General features: G+C 65.0%; 18 protein-coding genes. 12 read left to right on the top strand and 6 right to left on the bottom strand.

The genetic code is table 11. The annotated features are described in order from the left end of the window. Positions 1-7 precede the first annotated feature (7 nt). The 3 genes from trpE to rpe all read right to left on the bottom strand — a co-directional run bounded on the left by trpE (position 8) and on the right by rpe (position 3,044). Positions 8-1,486 (bottom strand): anthranilate synthase component I, encoded by a 1,479-nt coding sequence (trpE, locus tag ACWKV7_RS15940; RefSeq protein ID WP_483858666.1) that lies wholly within the window; start codon positions 1,484-1,486, stop codon positions 8-10. Positions 1,487-1,662: 176 nt separating this feature from the next. Beyond that, on the bottom strand, positions 1,663-2,325 hold the full coding sequence (locus ACWKV7_RS15935; RefSeq protein WP_483858693.1) for a phosphoglycolate phosphatase: 663 nt from the start codon (positions 2,323-2,325) through the stop codon (positions 1,663-1,665). A gap of 44 nt (positions 2,326-2,369) precedes the next feature. Then, complete coding sequence (gene rpe / locus ACWKV7_RS15930; RefSeq protein ID WP_483858665.1) at positions 2,370-3,044, bottom strand: ribulose-phosphate 3-epimerase; 675 nt, start codon at positions 3,042-3,044, stop codon at positions 2,370-2,372. Positions 3,045-3,172: 128 nt separating this feature from the next. On the opposite strand from rpe, the gene ACWKV7_RS15925 reads away from it, so the two are divergent. Continuing rightward, entirely contained in the window at positions 3,173-4,249 is a 1,077-nt protein-coding gene (locus ACWKV7_RS15925) for an alpha/beta hydrolase family protein (RefSeq protein WP_483858664.1), read from the top strand. A 12-nt stretch (positions 4,250-4,261) separates the two neighbouring features. Here the strand turns inward: ACWKV7_RS15925 and ACWKV7_RS15920 are convergent, their stop codons facing one another. From ACWKV7_RS15920 to ACWKV7_RS15910, 3 genes are read right to left on the bottom strand one after another with little or no spacing between them, the layout of a single operon-like run. Further along, positions 4,262-5,032 (bottom strand): TerB family tellurite resistance protein, encoded by a 771-nt coding sequence (locus ACWKV7_RS15920; protein ID WP_483858663.1) that lies wholly within the window; start codon positions 5,030-5,032, stop codon positions 4,262-4,264. 2 nt (positions 5,033-5,034) lie between these two features. Continuing rightward, positions 5,035-5,733 (bottom strand): N-acetylmuramate alpha-1-phosphate uridylyltransferase MurU, encoded by a 699-nt coding sequence (gene murU, locus ACWKV7_RS15915; protein WP_483858662.1) that lies wholly within the window; start codon positions 5,731-5,733, stop codon positions 5,035-5,037. After that, positions 5,730-6,755, bottom strand: a complete 1,026-nt coding sequence (locus ACWKV7_RS15910) for an aminoglycoside phosphotransferase family protein (protein WP_483858661.1) — start codon at positions 6,753-6,755, stop codon at positions 5,730-5,732. The genes murU and ACWKV7_RS15910 overlap by 4 nt, the downstream gene beginning before the upstream one ends. A gap of 130 nt (positions 6,756-6,885) precedes the next feature. On the opposite strand from ACWKV7_RS15910, the gene ACWKV7_RS15905 reads away from it, so the two are divergent. From ACWKV7_RS15905 to ACWKV7_RS15855, 11 genes are all read left to right on the top strand, one after another. Further along, positions 6,886-9,579 (top strand): LPS-assembly protein LptD, encoded by a 2,694-nt coding sequence (locus tag ACWKV7_RS15905; protein ID WP_483858660.1) that lies wholly within the window; start codon positions 6,886-6,888, stop codon positions 9,577-9,579. Then, entirely contained in the window at positions 9,560-10,852 is a 1,293-nt protein-coding gene (gene surA / locus ACWKV7_RS15900; RefSeq protein ID WP_483858659.1) for a peptidylprolyl isomerase SurA, read from the top strand. The genes ACWKV7_RS15905 and surA overlap by 20 nt, the downstream gene beginning before the upstream one ends. Before the next feature lie 113 nt (positions 10,853-10,965). Continuing rightward, the gene (pdxA, locus tag ACWKV7_RS15895; protein ID WP_483858692.1) at positions 10,966-11,952 is read left to right on the top strand and encodes a 4-hydroxythreonine-4-phosphate dehydrogenase PdxA; all 987 of its coding nucleotides are present in this window, start codon (positions 10,966-10,968) and stop codon (positions 11,950-11,952) included. A 107-nt stretch (positions 11,953-12,059) separates the two neighbouring features. Beyond that, positions 12,060-12,866 (top strand): 16S rRNA (adenine(1518)-N(6)/adenine(1519)-N(6))-dimethyltransferase RsmA, encoded by an 807-nt coding sequence (gene rsmA / locus ACWKV7_RS15890; protein WP_483858658.1) that lies wholly within the window; start codon positions 12,060-12,062, stop codon positions 12,864-12,866. Between the two features lie 38 nt (positions 12,867-12,904). Then, positions 12,905-13,285: a Co2+/Mg2+ efflux protein ApaG gene (gene apaG, locus ACWKV7_RS15885; protein WP_483858657.1), complete on the top strand. Its 381-nt coding sequence runs from the start codon at positions 12,905-12,907 to the stop codon at positions 13,283-13,285. Further along, positions 13,285-14,106 carry a symmetrical bis(5'-nucleosyl)-tetraphosphatase gene (locus tag ACWKV7_RS15880; RefSeq protein WP_483858656.1) on the top strand — a complete coding sequence of 274 codons (822 nt, stop codon included), beginning with the start codon at positions 13,285-13,287 and terminating at the stop codon, positions 14,104-14,106. The genes apaG and ACWKV7_RS15880 overlap by 1 nt, the downstream gene beginning before the upstream one ends. Before the next feature lie 34 nt (positions 14,107-14,140). Then, positions 14,141-14,470 carry a thiosulfate sulfurtransferase GlpE gene (glpE, locus tag ACWKV7_RS15875; RefSeq protein WP_483858655.1) on the top strand — a complete coding sequence of 110 codons (330 nt, stop codon included), beginning with the start codon at positions 14,141-14,143 and terminating at the stop codon, positions 14,468-14,470. Between the two features lie 387 nt (positions 14,471-14,857). Then, positions 14,858-16,780, top strand: coding sequence for a PrkA family serine protein kinase (locus ACWKV7_RS15870; protein ID WP_483858654.1), 1,923 nt, complete (start codon positions 14,858-14,860; stop codon positions 16,778-16,780). A 100-nt stretch (positions 16,781-16,880) separates the two neighbouring features. Then, positions 16,881-18,152 carry a YeaH/YhbH family protein gene (locus ACWKV7_RS15865; RefSeq protein ID WP_483858653.1) on the top strand — a complete coding sequence of 424 codons (1,272 nt, stop codon included), beginning with the start codon at positions 16,881-16,883 and terminating at the stop codon, positions 18,150-18,152. Then, positions 18,149-19,714 (top strand): SpoVR family protein, encoded by a 1,566-nt coding sequence (locus tag ACWKV7_RS15860; RefSeq protein ID WP_483858652.1) that lies wholly within the window; start codon positions 18,149-18,151, stop codon positions 19,712-19,714. Before ACWKV7_RS15865 ends, ACWKV7_RS15860 begins: the two co-directional genes overlap by 4 nt. 209 nt (positions 19,715-19,923) lie before the next feature. Beyond that, complete coding sequence (locus ACWKV7_RS15855) at positions 19,924-23,646, top strand: bifunctional diguanylate cyclase/phosphodiesterase (RefSeq protein ID WP_483858651.1); 3,723 nt, start codon at positions 19,924-19,926, stop codon at positions 23,644-23,646. The last annotated feature ends 4 nt before the right edge of the window (positions 23,647-23,650 follow it).

Here is a 23,650-nt window from a genome sequence, read left to right as displayed (position 1 = left end):
CACTCCTTTACTTCTGGGTCTGTTCGGCGAGGGAGACCGCACGGAACATGGCGCGGCGCTTGTTCAGCGTTTCTTCCCATTCCAGCGCCGGCACCGAGTCGGCGACGATGCCGGCGCCGGCCTGCACGTGCAGCTCGCCGTCCTTGATCACCGCGGTGCGGATGGCGATGGCGGTGTCCATGTTGCCGTTCCATGCGAGGTAACCGACGGCCCCGCCGTAGACGCCACGCTTGACCGGCTCCAGCTCGTCGATGATTTCCATGGCGCGGATCTTCGGCGCGCCGGACAGGGTGCCGGCCGGCAGGATGGCGCGCAGCGCGTCCATCGCGCTCATGCCGTCCTTGAGCTGGCCGGTAACGTTGGACACGATGTGCATCACGTTGGAATAGCGCTCGATGACCATCTTCTCGGTGAGCTGCACCGAGCCGGTCTGGCTGACCCGACCGACATCGTTGCGGCCGAGGTCGATCAGCATCAGGTGCTCGGCCAACTCCTTGGCGTCGGACAGCAGCTCCGCTTCCAGCGCGCGGTCGGCCTCTTCACTCGCTCCGCGCGGGCGGGTGCCGGCGATCGGCCGCACGGTGACCAGGCCGTCCTCGACGCGCACCAGCACTTCCGGCGAGCTGCCGACCACATGGAAGTCGCCGAAGTTGAAGAAATACATGTAGGGCGTCGGGTTGAAGCAGCGCAGCGCCCGATAGAGATCGATGGGCGCGGCCTGGAACGGGATCGACATGCGCTGGGAGATCACCACCTGCATGCAGTCGCCAGCCAGGATGTACTCCTTGATGCGCTCCACCGAACGCTCGTAGTCGTCACGGGTAAAGCTGGAACGAAATGCCGGCTCCTCGCTGTTCGACACGCACGGATCGACGCCCAGGCGCGGCGCTATCGGCTGACGCAGCTTCTCCCTCAAAGCGGCCAGGCGCGCCAGGCCCTGCTCGTAAGCGCCCTCCTCGGCCGGATCGACCAATACGATGGCGTGCAGCTTACCGGCGAGGTTGTCGAATACCACCACCGCATCGGACACCATCAGCAGGATATCCGGAGTGCCCAGCGGATCGGGGTTCGGGCAACTGGCGAGCTTCTTCTCGACATAGCGCACGCTGTCATAGCCGAAGTAACCGACGAGGCCGCCATTGAAACGCGGTAGGCCGGCAATCGGCGCCACCTGGTAGCGTTCCTTGAAGGTCTCGACGAACGCCAGCGGGTCTTCGCAATCGTGGCATTCCACCTCGACGCCGTCCTCGCTGAGGCTGGCGCGATGCCCCTGCACGCGTAGCACGCTGCGGCAGGGCAGGCCGATGATCGAGTAGCGCCCCCATTTCTCGCCGCCCTGCACGGATTCCAGCAGGTAGGAGTTGGGCGCATCGGCCAGTTTCAGGTAGAGGGACAGCGGCGTGTCGAAATCCGCCAGGGTTTCGAACGCCAGGGGAATGCGGTTATAGCCGGCAGCGGCTAAACGCAGGAATTCTTCGCGGGTCATGATCTGCCTCGTGGCATGCGGTAAACGGTCGATGTGCAAACGCGCCGGCGGGCCGGCCAGGGGAAGTCAGGCGCGCCAGCGCCAACGGGCCAGGGCCTTGATGACCTTCATCCAGAGTTTGCAGGTAACCACCACGATCGGATCTCTTCGGCGGGGGATGTGAAGACTCGGCCACACTAGCGCAGGCGCTGGACCGAATCAACCGCGGGCAGCAGTTGGCGTAGATCGTCCAGTACCCATTGCGGACCTTCCTCTTCGATGGGGCGGCCATGGTTGTAGCCATAGCTCAGGGCGACGCAGGGCACGCCAGCGGCCTTCGCGGCCTGCACGTCGTTGCGCGAATCACCGATGAACAGGGCATCCTGCGCTGGAACGCCGGCCAACTTGAGCACGTGCAGCAAGGCGGCCGGATCGGGCTTCTGCTGGGGCAAGGTATCGCCCCCGATTATCCAGCGGAAATACTCGCCCAGACCCTTCTCCGTCAGCAGCGGCGCCACGAAGCGCTCGGGCTTGTTGGTGATCAGTGCCATCGGTACGCCCTGCTCGTGCAACCAATCCAGGGCCTGAGTGACGCCGGGATAGACCACGGTCAGCGCATGGCCACCGGCGTAGGCTTCCATGAACAACGCCAGGGCGCGCTCGGCCAGGCCATCATCGACCGCCTGGTGATGCAGGCTGCCGGCCAGGGCGCGACGCACCAGCACCCGGGCGCCGTTACCGACCCATTCGCGCACCCGCTCGATGCCGGCTGGCGCTCGTCCCAATTGCAGCAACATGGCGTCCACCGCGGCAGCCAGGTCGGGAACCGAGTCCAGCAGGGTGCCGTCGAGGTCGAACATCACCAGCCGCGGCAGGCGACTGGCGAACGGCGGCTGCACGGCGCTCACGGGCGAGCCAGGGCCAGTTCGGCGCGCATCGCAGCGATCACCTCGGCATAGTCCGGGGCGTTGAAGATGGCCGAGCCGGCAACGAAGGTATCCGCGCCAGCGGCGGCGATCTCGCGAATGTTCTTCACGTTGACGCCGCCGTCGATTTCCAGGCGGATGTCACGGCCGCTGGCGTCGATCAGCGCGCGGGCTTCCCTGAGCTTGTCGAGGGTGCCGGGGATGAATTTCTGCCCGCCGAAGCCGGGGTTTACGCTCATCAGCAGCACCATGTCGACCTTGTCCATCACGTACTTGAGCGCATCCAGCGGCGTGGCCGGATTGAACACCAGACCCGCCTTGCAGCCGCCTTCGCGGATCAGCTGCAGGGAGCGGTCGATATGCTCGGACGCTTCCGGGTGGAAGGTGATATAGCTGGCGCCGGCCTCAATGAAGTCGCCAATGATGCGATCCACCGGCTTGACCATCAGGTGCACGTCGATCGGGGCGCTGATGCCGTACTTGCGCAGCGCCTGGCAGACCATCGGACCGATGGTCAGGTTGGGCACGTAATGGTTGTCCATCACATCGAAGTGCACGATATCGGCACCGGCGGCGAGCACCTTATCTACGTCCTCGCCCAGGCGGGCGAAGTCGGCGGAAAGAATCGACGGAGCAATGGCGAAAGGCTGCATGGCGACCTCGGGCAAGCAGGAAAGGCGCGCATTGTACCAGCCCCCACGGCCAGGGCGGCGCTCCACGCGCCTGACAAAGCCTTGCGGAAATGACTAAGCTGAGGCGGTTCGTCGCCGGAGAATGCACGATGTCCTGGTCTTACCGTCTGGTTCCACTCTGCCTGCTGCTCTGCAGCCTGCACCTCAATGCCGAAGAAGCCAACACGGCCGAGCCAGCCGCCGACGCGGCACCTGGCGAAGTCGAGCAGCCAGCCGAACGGCCGGCCCTGGAAGAGCGCAGCGAAGCCGATGCCCAAGCCTTGCAACGGCAGCTACCCAGCGGCGAACAGCAGCAGTTGAAAACCGCCGAGGAGACATTCCTGGCGCTCTGGTTGCCCGCCAACAGCGCCGAAGCCGACGGCGTGGTGATCCTGCTGCCGGGAGACGGCGAAACCCCGGACTGGCCCGAGGCCGTCGGCCCCTTGCGGCACAAGCTGCCGGATGCCAACTGGCAGACCCTGAGCCTGAACCTGCCCGACCCGCAGGAACCGCCGCTCCCGCAGGTGCCGCCGGGAGCCATCGCCGCGCCGCCCGAGACCGACGCCGCCAGCGAGACGAACAGTGCGCCTGAGGAGTCCGCCGCCGACGCGACAACTGACAGCGATACCGATACCGATACCGATACCGATACCGATACCGATACCGATACCGCCGATGCTGCCGCGGGTTCGGCCGAAGCGCCAGACACACCGCCGCCTGCGGCAGCGGCGACCCCGGAGGAGCAGCGCCTGGCCCATGCCAAGCGTGTATTGGCCCGCCTCCAGGCGGCGGTAGAGTTCGCCCGCCAGCAGCAAGCCAAGAGCATCGTGCTGCTCGGCCACGGCAGCGGTGCCTACTGGGCCGCCCGCTACCTGAGCGAAAACAAGCCGGCCGATGTCGACAACCTGTTGATCGTCGCGGCCGCCGAACCGGCCGGCTATGCGCCTCCCCTGGAAGAGCTGGTGCCCGCACTCAAGCTGGCCACCGGCGACTTCTATTACAAGGACCGCCAGGCCGACCGCGACGCCGCGCGCAAGCGGCTCAATGCCAGCAAGCGCCAGCAGCACCCTGCCTACGTGCAGGTGGCGATGAAAGCCCTGCCGGGCAACCGCGAGACGGAACAGGAGCAACTATTTCGCCGTATCCGCGGCTGGCTGACGCTGCATCCCCAGGCCAAGGCGCCCTAGCCCGGCACAGACTCAGCGAAAGCCTCGGCGCTCGCGGATCAGCCGGTAGGCGTTCTGCAGCTCGCGGGTCTTGTCGGTGGCTTCGCGCACCCGCACCGGGCTCGCGCCGGCACCGGCCAGCTTGTCGGGATGGTGCTGGCTGAGCAGCCGCCGGTAGGCGCGTTTGATCACCGCCGGCTCGCTGTCGGCACGCACGCCGAGCAGCCGCAACGCATCCTGGTAGTCACCGCCGGCGCTGCGAGCCAGAGGCCCCCGGCGCGGCGCGCACGCCTCGCCCAGAGCGCGCACCGTCGCCTCTTCCAGCCCCAGCCAGGCGCCCCATTGCATGATCAACTGACGCTCCGGTTCCGATACCCGGCCGTCGGCCCAGGCCATACGCCAGCAGGCGCGCATCAACGCCTGCGCGCCGTCGCTGCGCCGTCGCTGCGGACGCAACAGGCCGCGCAAGCCCTCCTGAGCCTCCTTGCCACGGGAAAAGGCATCGATGGCCCGGCGCTGCGCCGCTTCATCCAGACGCAGCTCGCGCATTTCCGCCCGCGCCTGCTGGATATGCGCCTCCAGCACCCGCCCCTCACTCTTGGCCAAGCGCCCAAGCAGCATGAACAGCAGCTCGTCGTCCGTCGGCAGCTGCACGCCGGACAGGCGCGCGCGCAGGCTGGCCCAGCCGCGCAGCCCGAGCCGCCGGTCCAGCACCTGCCCCAGCAAGGCACCGAGCAGCGCGCCGGGAATATGGGCCAGCAGCATTCCGGCCAGGGCACCCAGCACGGTCAACGGCCAGAACACCGCTAGCGACCCTCCGCCAGCAGGCGCTCGACGTCGGCAAGCCGCTCATGAGTCCCCACGTCCACCCAACGCCCGGCAAAGCGTTCACCACTGACCTGCCCCTGCGCCATGGCCGCGCGCAGCAGCGGAGCCAGCTTGAAGGCACCGGGCACGCAGCCGTCGAACAACTGCGGGTGCAGCACGGCGATGCCGCTGTAGGTCAGGCTCGGCGCGGCATCGTCGGCATCGTCGGCATCGTCGGCATCGTAGGCAGCCCGCACCCGTCCCCCGGCCAGGCGGAAATCTCCCTGCGGGTGGTGCTCGGGGTTATCCACCAGCACCACGTGGGCAAGCCCCTCGAGTGGACGGCGCAGGCTGGCAAACGGATAGTCCGTCCAGATATCGCCATTGACCAGCAGGAACGGCTGCTCGCCCAGCAGCGGCAGTGCGCGCAGGATGCCGCCGCCGGTTTCCAGTGGCTCGCCTTCGGCGGAGTAGCGAATTTTCACACCGAAGCGCGAGCCATCGCCGAGATACTCTTCGATCTGCTGGCCAAGCCAGGCGTGATTGACCACCAGCTCGGTGAACCCGGCGGCCGCCAGGGCGCGCACGTGATATTCGATCAACGGCACGCCTGCGGCACGGACCAGTGGCTTGGGCGTGTGCAGGGTCAGGGGGCGAAGCCGTTCACCCTTGCCCGCGGCAAGAATCATCGCCTTCATGCCGGGACGCCTTCGAACGACGGCAAGCCGGCCAGCAGGTCGCGCAACTCGGACAGCTCCGGGCGCCGCCGCAGTACCGCGTCGATATAAGCGAAGAAGCGCGGCACATCGCTCAGATACTTCGGCTTGCCGTCGCGATGGCAGATCCGCGCGAAGATGCCGATCACCTTGAGGTGGCGCTGCAGCCCCATCAGGTCGCTGGCCCGCAGGAACTCCTGCAGATCGTGCGGCACCGCTATGCCGGCATCGCGCGCCTGCTGCCAGTAACGCGTCAGCCAGCCCTGCGCACGTTCCTCGGGCCAACTGAGGAAGGCATCCTTGAACAACGAGGTGACGTCATAGCTGACCGGACCGTACACGGCGTCCTGGAAATCCAGCACACCGGGATTGGGGGTACTGGGCATCAGGTTGCGCGGCATATAGTCGCGATGCACCAGCACCTTCGGCTGGCCCAGGGCACTTTCCACCAACTGGTCGCAGATGCGCTGCCAGGCTGCCAACTGCGCCCCCTGCAACTCGATGCCCAGATGCCTGCGCAGGTACCAGTCGGGGAACAACTGCAGCTCCCGACGCAGCAAGGCGTCGTCATAGGCGGGCAAGCCATCGGTCAACGGCAACTGCTGAAAGGCCAGCAGGGCCCGGATTGCATCGTCGAACAGCGCGTCCGCATTGTCCGCATCGAGCACTTCCAAATAGGTCTGCCGGCCCAGATCGTCGAGCAACAGGAAGCCGCGCTCGAGGTCTGCGGCGAGGATACGCGGCACATGCACCCCGGCCTGGGCCAGCAATCCGGCGACCTTGACGAACGGACGGCAATCCTCCTGCGGTGGCGGCGCATCCATCAGGATCAGGCTGCGCTCACCGCCCTGCCAGCGGAAGTAGCGGCGGAAACTGGCGTCGCTGCTGGCCGGCGTCAGGCTGGCGGATGGCACCGCTCCCCAGCCCTCGGCGGCGAACAAAGTGGGCAACTGCTGGGCAAGCCAATCGTTGAGTTGTTGCAGGCGAACATCTACATCGGGCATTTCAAGGGTTCTCCGACGGCGCTAGCCGTTGCGCGGGTCATGCTTTATTATCCAGCATCTTTTTCAGCCCATCGAGAGGCGTGCGGCCGCAAGCGGCCGATGGCGCGCAGGAAGCCCGGATTAAAACAAGATGGCAGTAAGAATCCCCGCGTTTCGTAGAAAGTTCCCTCTGCTGATCACCGGCAGCCTGCTGGCAATGCAGCCCCTGGCCAGCCATGTGGTAGCCGCCGAGCAGTACGACTGCCAGCCATCCGCCACCGGCAGCTGGGCCTGCGCGCCCAAGTCCGCCTCCGCCGCGCTGCCGCCGCGCCCGGTGCACAGTGCCAGCGCTGTGAGCGCGGGCACCGGCACCGCCGCCGAGCAGGCTTCGGCCGGCCAGGCGGCCGCACCCAAGCTGGTGACCGAAAGCAAGGGCAAGGCGCTGGCTTCGCGCAGCGCCGACTTCAGCCATCTGGACTGGGTACCGCGCGACCAGCTCACCGCCGCGCAACTGGCAGAGGCTGGCCCCTACTGCGCCGGAGCCTATGTCGAGCCCAGCCGTCCGGGCATGTATGACGACACGCCGATGAGCGAAGCGCCCTTGTATGTCTCCGCCAAGGCTTCGCGCTATGAGCAGGAACAGCAGGTGGCCACCCTCGCCGGCGACGTGGTACTGCGTCAGGGCAGCATGCAGGTGGAAGCCAGCGAAGCCAACCTGCGCCAGGCGGAGAATCAGGGCGAGTTGGTCGGCAACGTCAGGTTGCGCGATCAGGGCGTGCTCATCGTCGGCGACCGCGCCGAGTTACAACTCGACAACGGCGAAGCCAAGGTCGAGAACGCCGAGTACGTGATGCACGGTGCCCACGCCCGCGGCAGCGCGCTCTACGCCAAGCGCGAAGAGACCGCGATCATCCGCCTCAAGGACGGTACCTATACCCGTTGCGAACCGGGCGAAAACACCTGGCACCTGAAGGGCAACAACATCAAGCTGAACCCGGCCACCGGCTTCGGCACCGCGACCAACGTTACCCTGCGGGTGAAAGATATCCCGGTGTTCTACACACCCTATATCTACTTCCCGATCGACGATCGCCGCCAATCCGGCTTCCTTGCCCCGAGCATCAGCACCAGTGCCGATACCGGCTTCACCCTGGTCACGCCGTACTACTTCAACCTGGCACCGAACTACGATGCCACTCTCTATCCGCATCTGATGACCGAGCGCGGATTGCTGCTGGAAGGCGAGTTCCGCTACCTGACCAAGAGCAGCGAGGGCCAGTTCAGCGCCGCCTACCTGGACGACAGCGACGACGAGCGCAAGGACCAGCCGAAGTACGAGGACCAGCGCTATCTCTATAGCTGGCAGCACAAGGGCGGTCTGAATTCGCGCCTGCTGGCCGATGTTGACTACACCGACATCAGCGACCCCTACTACTTCCAGGACCTGGATACCGACCTGGACGTCAGCAACCAGACCTTCGTCGACCAGCGCGGCACCCTGACCTACCGCGGCGACAGCTACACCGCCGCGCTCAACCTGCATGCCTACGAACTGGCCACCGTTACCGACGTCAGCCCCTACGAGCGACTGCCGCAGCTGACCCTCAACGGCAAGTTGCCCTTCCAGCCGGCGGGCCTGAACTTCACCTACCAGACCGAATACGTGAACTTCGAGCGCGACCTCGACGAATACGTCTTCGAAGGCACGCCCAGTCCGGACAGCCGCCTGCGCGGCCTGACCCGCGCGGACGGCGAGCGCCTGCACCTGGAGCCGGGCATCAGCCTGCCGCTGAACTGGAGCTGGGGCTTCTTCAAGCCGACGCTGAAGTACCTTTACACCGAGTATCAGCTGGATCTCGACCAGACCGGCAAGAATACCCTGGCCGCCGGGCAGAGCTTCCACAGCAGCCAGGACCGCGGCCTGCCGCTGGTCAGCCTGGACAGCGGCCTGTACTTCGACCGCGACACGACGCTGTTCGGCAACGCCTTCCGCCAGACTCTGGAACCGCGCGCGCATTATCTCTACGTGCCCTACCGCGACCAGTCGGACCTGCCGGTCTTCGATACAGGCGAGAACACCTTCAGCTATGCCTCGCTGTGGCGTGAAAACCGCTTCTCCGGCAAGGACCGCATCGGCGATGCCAACCAGTTGTCGCTGGGCGCCACCAGTCGCTTCGTCGAGCCGAACGGCTTCGAGCGGGCCCGCTTCGGCGCCGGCCAGATCTTCTATTTCGCCGACCGCCGCGTGCAGTTGCCCGGCATCGACGTGGAAGAAAGTGCTTCTACCTCGCCTTACGTGTTCACTGGCCAGTATCGTTTCAACCGCGACTGGCGCGTCAACGGCGACCTGATCCAGAACCGCGACCTCGGCGAAACCAGCTCCGGCAGCCTGATGTTCCATTACCAGCCGGAAGCCGAGCCGGGCAAGATCATCAATGCCGGCTATCGCTACCGCAACGACACCAAGCGCTTCAACCCGCGCACTGGCGAGTTCGAGTTCGGCGGCGAGGAGTACAAGATCGACCAGCACGACTTCTCGGTGATCTGGCCGATCGTGCCGCAGTGGAGCGCCATCGCGCGCTGGCAGTTCGACTATAACCAGAGTCGCACCCTTGAAGCCTTCGGCGGCTTCGAATACGACAGCTGCTGCTGGAAGCTGCGCCTGATCAATCGCTACTGGGTCGAGTACGACGAATTCGACCTGAACCGCGACGAAGAGGCCGATCGTGGCATCTTCCTGCAGATCGTGCTCAAAGGCCTCGGTGGGATCGTGGGCAACAAGGTGGACTCTTTCCTCGACCAAGGCATTCAAGGTTATCGTGAACGTGAAGACCAAGCTTTCTAACTGCCTGCGCCCGCTGCTGTTGGGCGCACTCCTTCTCGGCACCGCGGCCCAGGCCGAGGTGCGTCCGCTGGACCGTGTAGTGGCCATCGTCGATAACGACGTGATCATGCAGAGCCAACTGGACCAGCGCCTGCAGGAGGTCCAGCAAACCATCGCCAAGCGTGGCGCGGCGCTGCCCCCAGAGCACGTGTTGAGCCAACAGGTCCTGGAACGGCTGATCATCGAGAACATCCAGCTGCAGATCGGCGAGCGCTCCGGCATTCGCATCACCGACGAAGAACTCAACCAGGCCCTCGGCACCATTGCCCAGCGCAACGGCATGAGCCTCGAGCAGTTCCGCGCCGCGCTGAAGCAGGACGGCCTGTCCTTCGACGAAGCCCGCGACCAGGTGCGCCGCGAAATGATCATCAGCCGCGTGCGCCAGCGCCGCGTCGCCGAGCGCATCCAGGTCACCGACCAGGAAGTGCAGAACTTCCTCGCCTCCGACATGGGCAAGATGCAGCTCTCCGAGGAGTTCCGCCTGGCCAACATCCTCATCCCGGTACCGGAAGGCTCGTCCGCCGACGCCATCCAGGCGGCCGACCGCCAGGCCCAGGAGATCTACCAGCAACTGCGCCAGGGCGCCGACTTCGCCCAGTTGGCGATCGCGCGCTCGGCCAGCGAAACCGCGCTGGAAGGTGGCGAGATGGGCTGGCGCAAGGCCGCGCAACTGCCGCCGCCGTTCGACAGCATGCTCGGCAGCATGAGCGTGGGTGACGTTACCGAACCTGTGCGCACCCCTGGCGGCTTCATCATCCTCAAGCTGCAGGACAAGCGTGGCGGCGACAGCCAGGTGCGCGACGAAGTGCACGTGCGCCATATCCTGATCAAGCCCAGCGAGATTCGCAGCGAAGCCGAGACCAAGCGCCTGATCGAGCGCCTGTACGAGCGCCTGAAGTCCGGCGAAGACTTCGCCGAGCTGGCGAAGAACTTCTCGGAAGACCCGGGCTCGGCGCTCAACGGCGGCGACCTCAACTGGATCGATCCGAACGCGCTGGTACCGGAGTTCCGCCAGGTGATGGCCAACACCGCCGCCGGCGAGCTGTCCAAGCCATTCAAGAGCCCCTACGGCTGGCATGTGCTGGAAGTACTCGGCCGCCGCGCCACCGATAGCAGCGCGCAGTTCCGCGAGCAGCAGGCGCTGAACGTACTGCGCAACCGCAAGTACGACGAGGAGCTACAGACCTGGCTGCGGCAGATTCGCGACGAAGCCTACGTCGAGATCAAGCTGTAACAATCCATCGAACGGACAAGCCCGGCCTCGCGCCGGGCTTTTTCGTTATAGGCGCAGGCGGCGTAAACTAGCGGGCCTTTACCGGCGCAGCCAAGTGAGACCTGTCCATGAGCATGACCCGCCCATTTGCACTGACTCCCGGCGAACCGGCCGGCATTGGTCCCGATCTGTGCCTGCTGCTCGCCGGCAATACCCAGCCTCATCCCCTAGTCGCCATCGCCAGCCGCGACCTGCTCCAGGAGCGCGCCGCGCAACTCGGGCTTGCCGTGCGATTGATCGCGGTCATTCCGGAAGACTGGCCGTGCGCTCCTGCAGATGCCGGCAACCTGTATGTCTGGGATACCCCGCTGCATGCGCCGGTAACGCCGGGACGGCTCGACCCGGCCAACGCCGGCTATGTGCTGGAAACCCTGACCCGCGCTGGCCAGGGCTGCCTCGACGGGCACTTTGCCGGAATGATCACCGCGCCCGTGCACAAAGGTGTGATCAATGAAGCCGGCATCGCGTTTTCCGGCCATACCGAATTCCTCGCCGAGCTGACCCGGACCACCCAGGTGGTGATGATGCTGGCCACCCGCGGCCTGCGTGTGGCCCTGGTGACCACCCACCTGCCCCTGAAGGATGTCGCCGCAGCGATTACCACCGAGCGCCTGCAACGGGTCGCGCGAATCCTGCATGCGGACCTGCGCGACAAGTTCGGCATCGCTCGGCCGCGCATCCTGGTGTGCGGCCTCAACCCTCACGCGGGCGAAGGCGGCCATCTCGGCCGCGAGGAAATCGAGGTCATCGAACCGGCGCTGGACGACCTGCGCAGCGAGGGACTCGATCTGGTCGGCCCACTGCCGGCCGATACGCTGTTCACGCCGAAGCATCTCGACCACTGCGACGCGGTGCTGGCGATGTACCACGACCAGGGCTTGCCGGTGCTCAAGTACAAGGGTTTCGGCGCGGCGGTCAACGTCACCCTGGGCCTGCCGATCATCCGCACCTCGGTCGACCATGGTACCGCCCTGGACCTGGCCGGCACCGGACGGGTCGATTGCGGCAGCCTCGAAGTCGCCCTGGAAACCGCCTATCAGATGGCCTCCAGCCGCGCCTGAGGCCGGGCGGGATGCCGGTCTCGGTCCCAACTGGTAAGCTGCGCACCTTTGCATTTTCTGCTTCGGCTGCCGGCCCCGCCCGCCGCTCGAAGCTTGGAGCCTTCTTCGTGTCAGAGCCTTACCAACACCGCGCGCGCAAACGCTTCGGCCAGAACTTCCTGCATGACGCCGGGGTGATTCACCGCATCCTGCGCGCCATCCACGCCCGCGACGGCGAGCGCCTGCTGGAGATCGGTCCCGGTCAGGGTGCGCTCACCGAAGGCCTGCTGGGCAGCGGCGCCCGTCTCGACGTGATCGAGCTGGATCTCGACCTGATTCCCTTGCTCAAGCTGAAGTTTGGCCTCGAGCCCAACTTCCACCTGCACCAGGGCGATGCGCTGAAGTTCGACTTCGCCACGCTCGGCGCCGAACCCCACAGCCTGCGGGTGGTCGGCAACCTGCCCTACAACATCTCCACCCCGCTGATCTTCCACCTGCTGGAGCACGCCGGGCTGATCCGCGACATGCACTTCATGCTGCAAAAGGAAGTGGTCGAACGCCTCGCCGCGCAGCCGGGCGGCGGCGACTGGGGGCGTCTGTCGATCATGGTGCAGTACCACTGCCGCGTGGAGCACCTGTTCAACGTCGGCCCCGGCGCCTTCAACCCGCCGCCGAAGGTGGACTCGGCCATCGTGCGATTGGTGCCCCACGAGGTATTGCCGCATCCGGCCAAGGACGCCCGTCAACTGGAGCGCGTTGTGCGCGAGGCCTTCAACCAGCGGCGCAAGACCCTGCGCAATACCCTCAAGGGCCTGCTGTCCGCTGCGGACATCGAGGCCGCCGGCGTCGACGGCAGCCTGCGTCCGGAACAACTGGACCTCGCCGCTTTCGTACGCTTGGCCGATACCCTCGCCGGGCAGACAAGCACCGCCTGAGACCCTAGACTGAACTTCCGTTTGGCGAGTCCCGCTCAATGTCCGACCCCCGTTATCAGATCGATGTCAGCGTCGTCACCCGGTTCCTGCCGGAGCAGTCGCAGCCGGAGCAGAACCGGTTCGCCTTCGCCTACACCGTGACCATATCCAACAACGGCCAGCTGCCCGCCAAGCTGCGGTCGCGTCACTGGCTGATCACCGATGGCGACGGTCGCGTTCAGGAAGTCCGCGGTGCCGGCGTGGTCGGCCAACAGCCGCTGATCGCGCCCGGCCATAGCCACACCTACAGCAGCGGTACCGTACTGGCGAGCCGGGTTGGCACCATGCAGGGCAGTTACCAGATGATCGCCGAGGACGGCAAGCGCTTCGACGCGATCATTGCGCCGTTCCGTCTGGCTGTGCCGGGGGCGCTGCACTGATGAGCCTGTATGCCGTCGGCGACCTGCAAGGCTGCCTGGAACCGCTCAAGTGCCTGCTGGAGCGGGTGGCGTTCGACCCGGCCAGGGACCACTTGTGGCTGGTCGGCGATCTGGTCAACCGCGGCCCGCAGTCGCTGGAAACCCTGCGCTTCCTCTATGCCATGCGCGACTCGCTGACCTGCGTGCTGGGCAACCATGACCTCCATCTGCTGGCGGCGGCGCACAATATCGAGCGACTGAAAAAGCACGACACCCTGCAGGAAATCCTCGACGCCCCCGACCGCGGCGATCTGCTCGACTGGCTGCGCCGGCAAAAGCTGCTGCACTACGACGCCGAGCGCGACGTCGCCATGGTGCATGCCGGCATTCCGCCGCAATGGACGCTGAAGAAGGCGCTCAAGCTCGCCGCAGAGGTCGAGGAAGCCCTGCGCGACGACGCCCGCCTGCCGCTGTTCCTCGATGGCATGTACGGCAACGAACCCGCCAAGTGGAGCAAGGACCTGCATGGGGTGACCCGTCTGCGGGTGATCACCAACTACTTCACGCGCATGCGCTTCTGCACTGCCGACGGCACCCTGGACCTCAAGCACAAGGAGGGCGCCGATGCCGCACCGCCGGGTTTCGCCCCCTGGTTCAGCTACCCACAGCGCAAGACCCGCGGCCACAAGCTGATCTTCGGCCACTGGGCCGCCCTCGAGGGGCGCTGCAGCGAGCCGGACATCCATGCCCTGGATAGCGGCTGCGTGTGGGGCGGCGCCATGACCCTGTTGAACGTCGATAGCGGCGAGATGCATCGCTGCGCCTGCGCGCCCCAGCGCTGAGCCGACGCCCCCTCGAATCCCAAAGGTGAACCCCATGAGCGAATTCCAGCGCATCCCCCCCGCCCAGGCCCAGCAACTTCGCCAACAGGGCGCCGTGATCGTGGATATCCGCGACCCGCAGAGCTTCGCCCTCGGGCATATCCGCGGCTCCCAGCACCTGGACAACCACTCCCTGGCCGACTTCATCGCCAAGGCGGACTTCGACCATCCGCTGATCGTCACCTGCTATCACGGCAACTCCAGCCAGAACGCGGCGGCCTATCTGGCCCACCAGGGCTTCGCCGACGTCTATAGCCTGGATGGCGGCTTCGAACTCTGGCGCGCCACCTATCCCGACGACGTCGATAGCACGCCGCTCGAGTAAGCCACTCGCAGCCGAAGCACAACAACCGGTTGCTGCGCTCCCCCCGGACCGGCAGGCTAGAGCCTGCGGCGGCCAGGCGCCGAGCGCCCGTTCTCCAGCGTCAAATTATTTTCCTGCCGGCGCGCCGCGCCAGCCCTGGCTTTGCGCGCTCCGCGCCCGTGGATCGTGCCGGTTTGTTACAGACTGGCCCTTGATCTCCCGGATTCCGAACTATCCTTACCCTCAGGCCATCCAACTAAGGCAAAGCCGGCCCACCGGCTTCCGGGCCCACGGTAAGCGACCTTTAGGTGTTTTGGGGGATCTTCGTCGGCAGACGCATCTGCTGCTCGCCAGCAATCCGTACGACCGATCCCTCGCCCGGCTCCGAGCATCGACCGAGGTGACGTCATGAGTATCTTCAGCCACTTCCAACAACGCTTCGAAACCACTCGCCAGGAAGAATATTCCCTGCAGGAATATCTCGACCTGTGCAAACAGGACCGCAGCGTCTACGCCACCGCCGCCGAACGCATCCTGATGGCCATCGGCGAACCCGAACTGCTGGACACATCGACCGACCCGCGGCTGTCGCGGATCTTCTCCAACAAGGTGATCCGCCGCTACCCGGCCTTCGCCGACTTCCACGGCATGGAAGAGTGCATCGACCAGATCGTCTCGTTCTTCCGCCACGCCGCGCAGGGGCTGGAAGAGAAGAAACAGATTCTCTACCTGCTCGGTCCGGTCGGCGGCGGCAAGTCGTCGCTGGCGGAAAAACTCAAGCAACTGATCGAGAAAGTACCCTTCTATGCAATCAAGGGCTCGCCGGTGTTCGAATCGCCCCTGGGGCTGTTCAACGCCGACGAGGATGGCGCCATCCTCGAAGAGGACTTCGGCATCCCGCGGCGCTACCTGGCCAGCATCATGTCGCCCTGGGCGACCAAGCGCCTGACCGAGTTCGGCGGCGACATCAGCCAGTTCCGCGTGGTCAAGCTGTACCCGTCGATCCTCAACCAGATCGCCGTGGCCAAGACCGAGCCGGGCGACGAGAACAACCAGGACATCTCCGCGCTGGTCGGCAAGGTGGACATCCGCAAGCTGGAGGAATACCCGCAGAACGACGCCGATGCCTACAGCTACTCGGGCGCCCTGTGTCGGGCCAACCAGGGTCTGATGGAATTCGTCGAGATGTTCAAGGCGCCGATCAAGGTGCTGCACCCGCTGCTGACCGCCACCCAGGAGGGCAACTACAACAGTACAGAGGGCCTGGGCGCGATTCCCTTCAACGGCATCCTGCTGGCGCACTCCAACGAATCGGAATGGCACAGCTTCCGCAACAACAAGAACAACGAGGCATTCATCGACCGCATCTACATCGTCAAGGTGCCCTACTGCCTGCGGGTGACCGACGAGATCAAGATCTACGACAAGCTGCTGTTCAACAGCTCGCTGTCCAAGGCCCACTGCGCACCGGATACGCTGAAGATGCTCGCCCAATTTTCCGTGCTCAGCCGCCTGAAGGAGCCGGACAACTCCAACATCTATTCGAAGATGCGCGTGTATGACGGCGAGAACCTCAAGGACACCGATCCCAAGGCCAAGTCGATCCAGGAATACCGCGACAACGCCGGCGTCGACGAGGGTATGAACGGCCTGTCGACCCGCTTTGCCTTCAAGATCCTGTCCAAGGTGTTCAACTTCGACCCCCACGAGGTCGCCGCCAACCCGGTGCACCTGCTGTATGTGCTGGAACAGCAGATCGAGCAGGAGCAGTTCCCGCCGGAAACCCGCGAGCGCTACCTGCGCTACATCAAGGAATACCTCGCACCGCGCTACATCGAGTTCATCGGCAAGGAGATCCAGACCGCCTACCTGGAGTCCTACAGCGAATACGGCCAGAACATCTTCGACCGCTACGTGCTGTACGCCGACTTCTGGATCCAGGACCAGGAGTACCGCGACCCGGAAACCGGCGAGATCCTCAACCGCGTGGCCCTCAACGAGGAGCTGGAGAAGATCGAGAAGCCCGCTGGCATCAGCAACCCGAAGGACTTCCGCAACGAGATCGTCAACTTCGTACTGCGCGCCCGTGCCAACAACAACGGCAAGAACCCGACCTGGCTCAGCTACGAGAAGCTGCGGGTAGTCATCGAGAAGAAGATGTTCTCCAACACCGAGGACCTGCTGCCGGTCATCAGCTTCAACGCCAAGGCGAGCAAGGAGGATCAACAGAAGCACAACGACTTCGTCAAACGCATGGTCGAGCGCGGCTACACCGAGAAGCAGGTCCGACTGCTCTCCGAATGGTATCTGCGGGTGCGGAAGTCGCAGTGAGGCGGCCTAGGGTTTCACTCGGCGAGCGAAGGGCCGTTGCGTCCTTCGCCCGCCTGAAGCCCCGTGCCGCCTAGAACCTGCAGCCGCCCGGAGGGCCCCTATGAGCTACGTGATCGACCGACGCCTGAACGGCAAGAACAAGAGCACGGTGAACCGCCAGCGCTTCCTGCGGCGCTACCGTGACCACATCAAGAAGGCGGTGGAAGAAGCCGTCAGCCGGCGCTCCATCACCGACATGGAACACGGCGAGCAGATCAGCATTCCCGGCCGCGATATCGACGAGCCGATCCTGCACCACGGCCGCGGCGGCAAGCAGACCATCGTGCATCCCGGCAACAAGGAGTTCACCGCCGGCGAACGCATTCCCCGCCCCTCCGGTGGCGGCGGCGGACGCGGTGGCGGCAAGGCCAGCAACAGCGGCGAGGGCATGGACGACTTTGTGTTCCAGATCACCCAGGAGGAATTCCTCGACTTCATGTTCGAGGACCTGGAACTGCCGAACCTGATCAAGCGCCACCTGACCGGCAGCGACACCTTCAAGACCGTGCGCGCCGGCATCAGCAACGACGGCAACCCGTCGCGCATCAACATCGTGCGCACCCTGCGCTCGGCCCATGCCCGCCGCATCGCCCTGTCCGGCTCCAGCCGCGCCAAGCTGAAGGCCAGCGAGCGCGAGCTGGAACGCCTGAGACTGGAGGAGCCGGATAACTTCGGCGACATCCAGGAGCTGGAAGCGGAAGTCGCCAAGCTGCGGGCGCGCATCAAACGCGTGCCCTTTCTCGATACCTTCGACCTCAAGTACAACCTGCTGGTCAAGCAGCCCAACCCCAGCTCCAAGGCGGTGATGTTCTGCCTGATGGACGTTTCCGGCTCCATGACCCAGGCGACCAAGGACATCGCCAAGCGCTTCTTCATCCTGCTGTACCTGTTCCTCAAGCGGAACTACGACAAGATCGACGTCGTATTCATCCGCCACCACACCAGCGCACGCGAGGTGGACGAGGAAGAATTCTTCTACTCCCGGGAAACCGGGGGCACCATCGTCTCCAGCGCTCTGAAGCTGATGCAGGAAATCATGGCCGAGCGCTATCCCACCAACGAGTGGAACATCTACGGCGCCCAGGCTTCCGATGGCGACAACTGGAACGACGACTCACCGATCTGCCGCGACATCCTGATCAAGCAGATCATGCCGTTCATGCAGTACTACACCTACGTGGAAATCACCCCGCGCGAGCACCAGGCCCTGTGGTTCGAATACGAGCAGGTGCGCGAAGCCTTCGAGGACACCTTCGCCCAGCAACAGCTGGTGTCCGCCGGCGATATCTACCCGGTGTTCCGCGAACTGTTCCAGCGGAGGATCGCGACATGACACCCCGCGCACGCAAGAACCAGCCGATTTCCACCGGCTCGGAATGGACCTTCGACCTGGTCCGTACCTATGACCGGGAAATCGCCCGTATCGCCGAGCGCTATGCCCTCGACACCTATCCCAACCAGATCGAAGTGATCACCGCCGAGCAGATGATGGATGCCTATGCCTCGGTCGGCATGCCGCTGGGCTACCATCACTGGTCCTACGGCAAGCACTTCCTGGCCACCGAGAAGGGCTACAAGCGCGGGCAAATGGGCCTAGCCTACGAGATCGTGATCAACTCCGATCCCTGCATCGCCTACCTGATGGAAGAAAACACCATGTGCATGCAGGCACTGGTGATCGCCCATGCCTGCTATGGGCACAACAGTTTCTTCAAGGGCAACTACCTGTTCCGCACCTGGACCGACGCCAGCTCGATCATCGACTACCTGGTGTTCGCCAAGCAGTACATCATGCAGTGCGAAGAACGCCACGGCATCGATGCGGTGGAAGACCTGCTGGACTCCTGCCATGCCCTGATGAACTACGGGGTCGATCGCTACAAGCGCCCCTACCCGATTTCCGCCGAGGAAGAACGGCGCCGGCAAAAGGATCGCGAAGAGCACCTGCAGAAGCAGGTCAACGATCTCTGGCGCACGATTCCCAAGGGCAGCGGCAAGCGCGACGAACACGATAACAAGCGTTTCCCGGCCGAACCGCAGGAAAACATCCTCTATTTCCTGGAAAAGCACGCGCCACTGCTGGAGCCCTGGCAGCGCGAGGTGATCCGTATCGTGCGCAAGATCGCCCAGTACTTCTACCCGCAACGCCAGACGCAGGTGATGAACGAGGGCTGGGCCAGTTTCTGGCACTACACGCTGATCAACGACCTGTACGACGAAGGCCTGGTCACCGACGGCTTCATGATGGAGTTCCTGCAGTACCACACCAGCGTGATCTACCAGCCGGCGTTCGACAGCCCCTACTACAGCGGCATCAACCCCTACACCCTCGGCTTCTCGATGTACCGCGACATCCGCCGCATCTGCGAGAGCCCCACCGAGGAGGACAAGCGCTGGTTCCCGGACATTGCCGGCAGCGACTGGCTGTCCACGCTCAAGTTCGCCATGAAGAGCTTCAAGGACGAGAGCTTTATCCTGCAGTTCCTCTCGCCCAAGGTAATTCGCGACCTCAAGCTGTTCAGCATTCTCGACGACGATCAGAAGGACGAATTGCTGGTTTCGGCCATTCACGACGAAAGCGGCTACCGCACGATCCGCGAGCTGCTGGCCTCGCAGTACAACCTCGGCAACCGCGAGCCCAACGTGCAGATCTGGAGCATCGACCGCCGGGGCGACCGTTCCCTGACCCTGCGCCACCAACAGCACGACCGCAAACCGCTGGGCGAGTCCACCGAGGAAGTGCTCAAGCACCTCCATCGCCTGTGGGGCTTCGATGTGCACCTGGAAACCCTGCAGGGCGACAAGGTCGTCGGCACCCAGCATGTGCCGCCGCGCAATGAACAGGAGGGCGACAGCGACTACCCACGCCTGGACCTCGCCATCCCGCCGATCTGAGCCGGCTCACTCTGCAGGAGCGGGCAGAACCCGCGAGCAAGACAGCGGCCGGCCTGCCCACCTCAGTACCAGGGCACCCAAAGCAGCCATGTTGCCCGCCGCTCGGCCTGCGGTAACCGCGTCACCCGGCGAGCTGCCGTGGGTCAATAGCATCACCGCGCCAGCCCGCTACACTCGAAAGACGATCCGGTAAGCGACGAGAAGTAACCATGCCACGATTGCCGGCCATCCTCCTGCTGTGCCTGACATGCTGGGCAGCAGGAGCGGCAGCCCTGGAGCTGACCGAGCAGGAGCGTGCCTGGCTCGCCGAACACCGCGTACTGCGCCTGGGCGTCGATGCCTCCTGGCCGCCGTTCGAATTCCGTGATGCACAGGGGCGCTACCAAGGCCTGGCCGCCGACTATGTGGCCCTGATCGAGAAGCGACTGGGCGTGCGCATGCAGCCGATCGAGCCGAGCAGCTGGAGCGACGTGCTGGCGCGGGCCAAGGCTGGCGATATCCATCTGCTGCCCGGCGTGATGTCGACCCCGGAAAGGCAGACCTACCTGACGTTCACCCGCCCCTACCTCGACTTTCCCATCGTCATCCTCGCCCGGGGCGACGGCCCGCAGCCACGCAACCTGAAGCAGCTGTACGGCCTGAAGATCGCGGTGGTCAAGGACTACGCCCCCCATGAACTGTTGCGCAGCCACCACCCCGATCTCAATCTCATGCCCCTGCCCAGCGTCGCCGCCGCGCTGCAGGCAGTAGCCACGGGCCAGGCGGACGCCATGGTCGGCGACCTCGCCTCCAGCGTCTGGAACATTCGCGAACTCAAGCTGGAAGGGCTGTTCGTCAGCGGCGAGACGTCCTATCGCTACCAACTGGCGATGGCTGCGCCGAAAGGTCAGACGATATTGATCGGCATTCTCGACAAGCTGTTCGCCGAAATCGGCAGCAGCGAGGCCGCCGCCCTGCAGGAGCACTGGGTAGGCGGCGTACTGGACCGGCGCGAACGCTGGCGCACGCTGCTGCTCTACGGCGTGCCAGGCCTGCTGGTAGCGCTCGTCGTGCTGGGCACGGTGCTGGTCATCAACGGCCGGCTGCGCGCCGAAATGGCCAGCCGCATCGCCCTGGAACAGGAGCTGCGCGGCAGCGAGGCCCACTACCGCGGCCTGGTGGAAAGCCTCGGTGCCATCGCCTGGGAAGCGAATGCCTCCAGCTTCACCTACACCTATGTCTCGCCCCATGCCGCCAAGCTGCTCGGCTACCCACAGGAAGCCTGGCTGCGCCCGGATTTCTGGCGCAGCAACCTGCACCCGGAGGACGCCGAGTCGGTCGAGCGCTACGCCCGCGAAGCCACCGACGCCGGCCGCGACCATACGCTCAATTACCGCATGCTGGCGAACGACGGGCGGGTGGTGTGGATCCACGACATCGTCACGCTGGTACGCCAGGGCGGCGAACTGCTGTTACGTGGGCTGATGATCGACGTCAGCGAAGCCAAGCAGACCGAGCAGGCCCTTCGCCTGTCGGAGCAGAAGTTCGCCTCGGTGTTTCATCACTGCCCCGACATCTTCGTCATTGCCCGCCGCGAGGACGGCAGGTTGCTGGCGGTGAACCAGACCTTCGAGCGACGCCTCGGCATTCCCGCCGCCGAGGCCATCGGCAAGACGGCGACCGAGCTGAACATCTGGGGAATTCCCGGCAGCGGGCCGAACGTGTTGCTTACCCTGCAGCAGGGCACCCTGCACAACCTGGAGCTGCCGTTCCGCCGGCGCGACGGCCAGCTGTTCACCGGGCTGATTTCCGCACAGCCGGTGCAGCTCGACGAAACCCCGGCCATGGTGGTCGTGGTGCGCGACATCAGCCAACTGAAGGAAGCCGAGCAGCAGCTGCAGGTCTCCGAGGAGAAGTTCGCCAAGGCCTTCCACGCCTCCCCTGACGGCTTGCTCATCACCCGCCTGAGCGATGGCATGTTGATCGAGGCGAACGAGGGTTTCACCCGCATTACCGGCTACGCCATGCCGGAAGCAGCGCAGCGCTCGACCATGGACCTGAGCATCTGGGCCGACCCCGAGGATCGCCGGCGGCTCGTCGAACTGATCCGACAACAGGGCAGCGCGCGGGACTTCCGCGCGCCGATCCGCACCCGGGACGGCCGGTTGCGCCTGTGCGAGCTGTCCGCGCAGCCGATCCAGATTGGCGGCGAAACCTGCATGCTGACCATCGCCCGCGACATCACCGAGCGCCAACAGATGCAGGAAAAGCTCCTGCAAGCCGCCACGGTGTTCGAAAGCACCGTCGAAGGCGTGATGATCACCGACCTGCAGCAACGCATCTGCGCAGTGAACCGTGCCTTCAGCGAGATCACCGGCTACGGCGAGGACGAAGCCCTCGGCCAGACGCCGCGCCTGCTCGGCTCCGGACGCCACGACAGCGCCTTCTTCGCCGCCATGTGGCATCGCCTCGCGGCCGACGGCCACTGGCAGGGTGAAATCTGGAACCAGCGCAAGAACGGCGAAGCCTATCCGTGCTGGCTGACGATCAGCGCCGTGCGCAACGACGACGAACAGATCACCCACTTCGTCGGCGTCTTCGCCGACATCTCCACGCTCAAGCACGCCCAGGCCAGGCTCGACTACCAGGCCCACCACGACCCCCTGACCGGCCTGCCCAACCGCCTGCTATTCGAGGCGCGCCTGCGCACCGCCCTCGCCGACGAACCCCAGGGCGCCGTGCTGTTCCTCGACCTCGACCGCTTCAAGCACATCAACGACAGCCTGGGCCACCCGGTCGGCGACCTGCTGCTCAAAGGCATCGCCCAGCGGTTGAAGGACCAACTGCGCGATATCGACACGGTGGCCCGCCTCGGCGGAGACGAATTCATCATTCTGCTGCCCGGCCTGCATGCCCCCCAGGACGCCGAACACGTCGCCAACAAATTGCTCGACTGTTTCGCCGCACCCTTCCAGGCCGAGGATCATGAGTTCTTCATCAGCGCCAGCATCGGCGTCAGCCTCTATCCCCGTGACGGCAGCGATGTGGCGACCCTGGTGAAAAACGCCGACGCCGCCATGTACCGCTCCAAGGCCAACGGCCGCAACCGCGTCGAACTCTACACCCGCGACCTGACCTTCCAGGCCAACGAGCGCATGGCCCTGGAGCACGAACTGCGCCGCGCCCTGGAGCGCAACGAACTAAGCCTCTACTACCAGCCAAAGCTGTGCCTGACCGAGCAGACCCTGGTGGGCGCCGAGGCCCTGCTGCGCTGGCACCACCCGCTGTTCGGCGAAATCCCACCGGACCGTTTCATCCCCCTGGCCGAAGAGACCGGGCTGATACTGCCGCTGGGCGACTGGGTGCTCAAGCAAGCCTGCCAGCAGATGCGCACCTGGCAGGACTGCCACGCCCCGTTCGGTCCGCTGTCGGTCAACCTGTCCGGCATGCAGCTACGCCAACCTCAGCTGGCCGATGCCATCCACGCACTGCTCGACGAATCGGGCCTGGAGCCAGCGCGCCTGCAGCTGGAAATCACCGAAAACTTCATCATGAACCAGGCCGAAACCGCCCTGGCGATCCTCCACCAGCTCAAGGCCCTCGGCGTGCAACTGGCCATCGACGACTTCGGCACCGGCTACTCCTCGCTCAGCTACCTCAAGCGCCTGCCACTGGACATCCTCAAGATCGACCAGTCCTTCGTCCGCGGCCTGCCCGACGACCCTCACGACGCCGCCATCGCCCGCGCCATCATCGCCCTCGGCCGCAGCATGCAGCTCTCGGTCATCGCCGAAGGCGTCGAAACAAAGGCCCAGGAACAGTTCCTGGCGGCGGAAGGCTGCGAACAGATCCAGGGCTTCGTGTTCAGCCGCCCGCTGCCAGCGGAAACCTTTGCCAAGCGCTTCCTGAAGCCACGGCATTCGGTTGGCGCAACGGAAACGGCGCCGGTATAATCCC

The sequence above is a fragment of the Zestomonas ipomoeae genome (genome assembly GCF_057128665.1).
The sequence above is the reverse complement of the archived record's forward strand: the minus strand, read 5'-3'. Positions and strand labels throughout refer to the sequence as shown.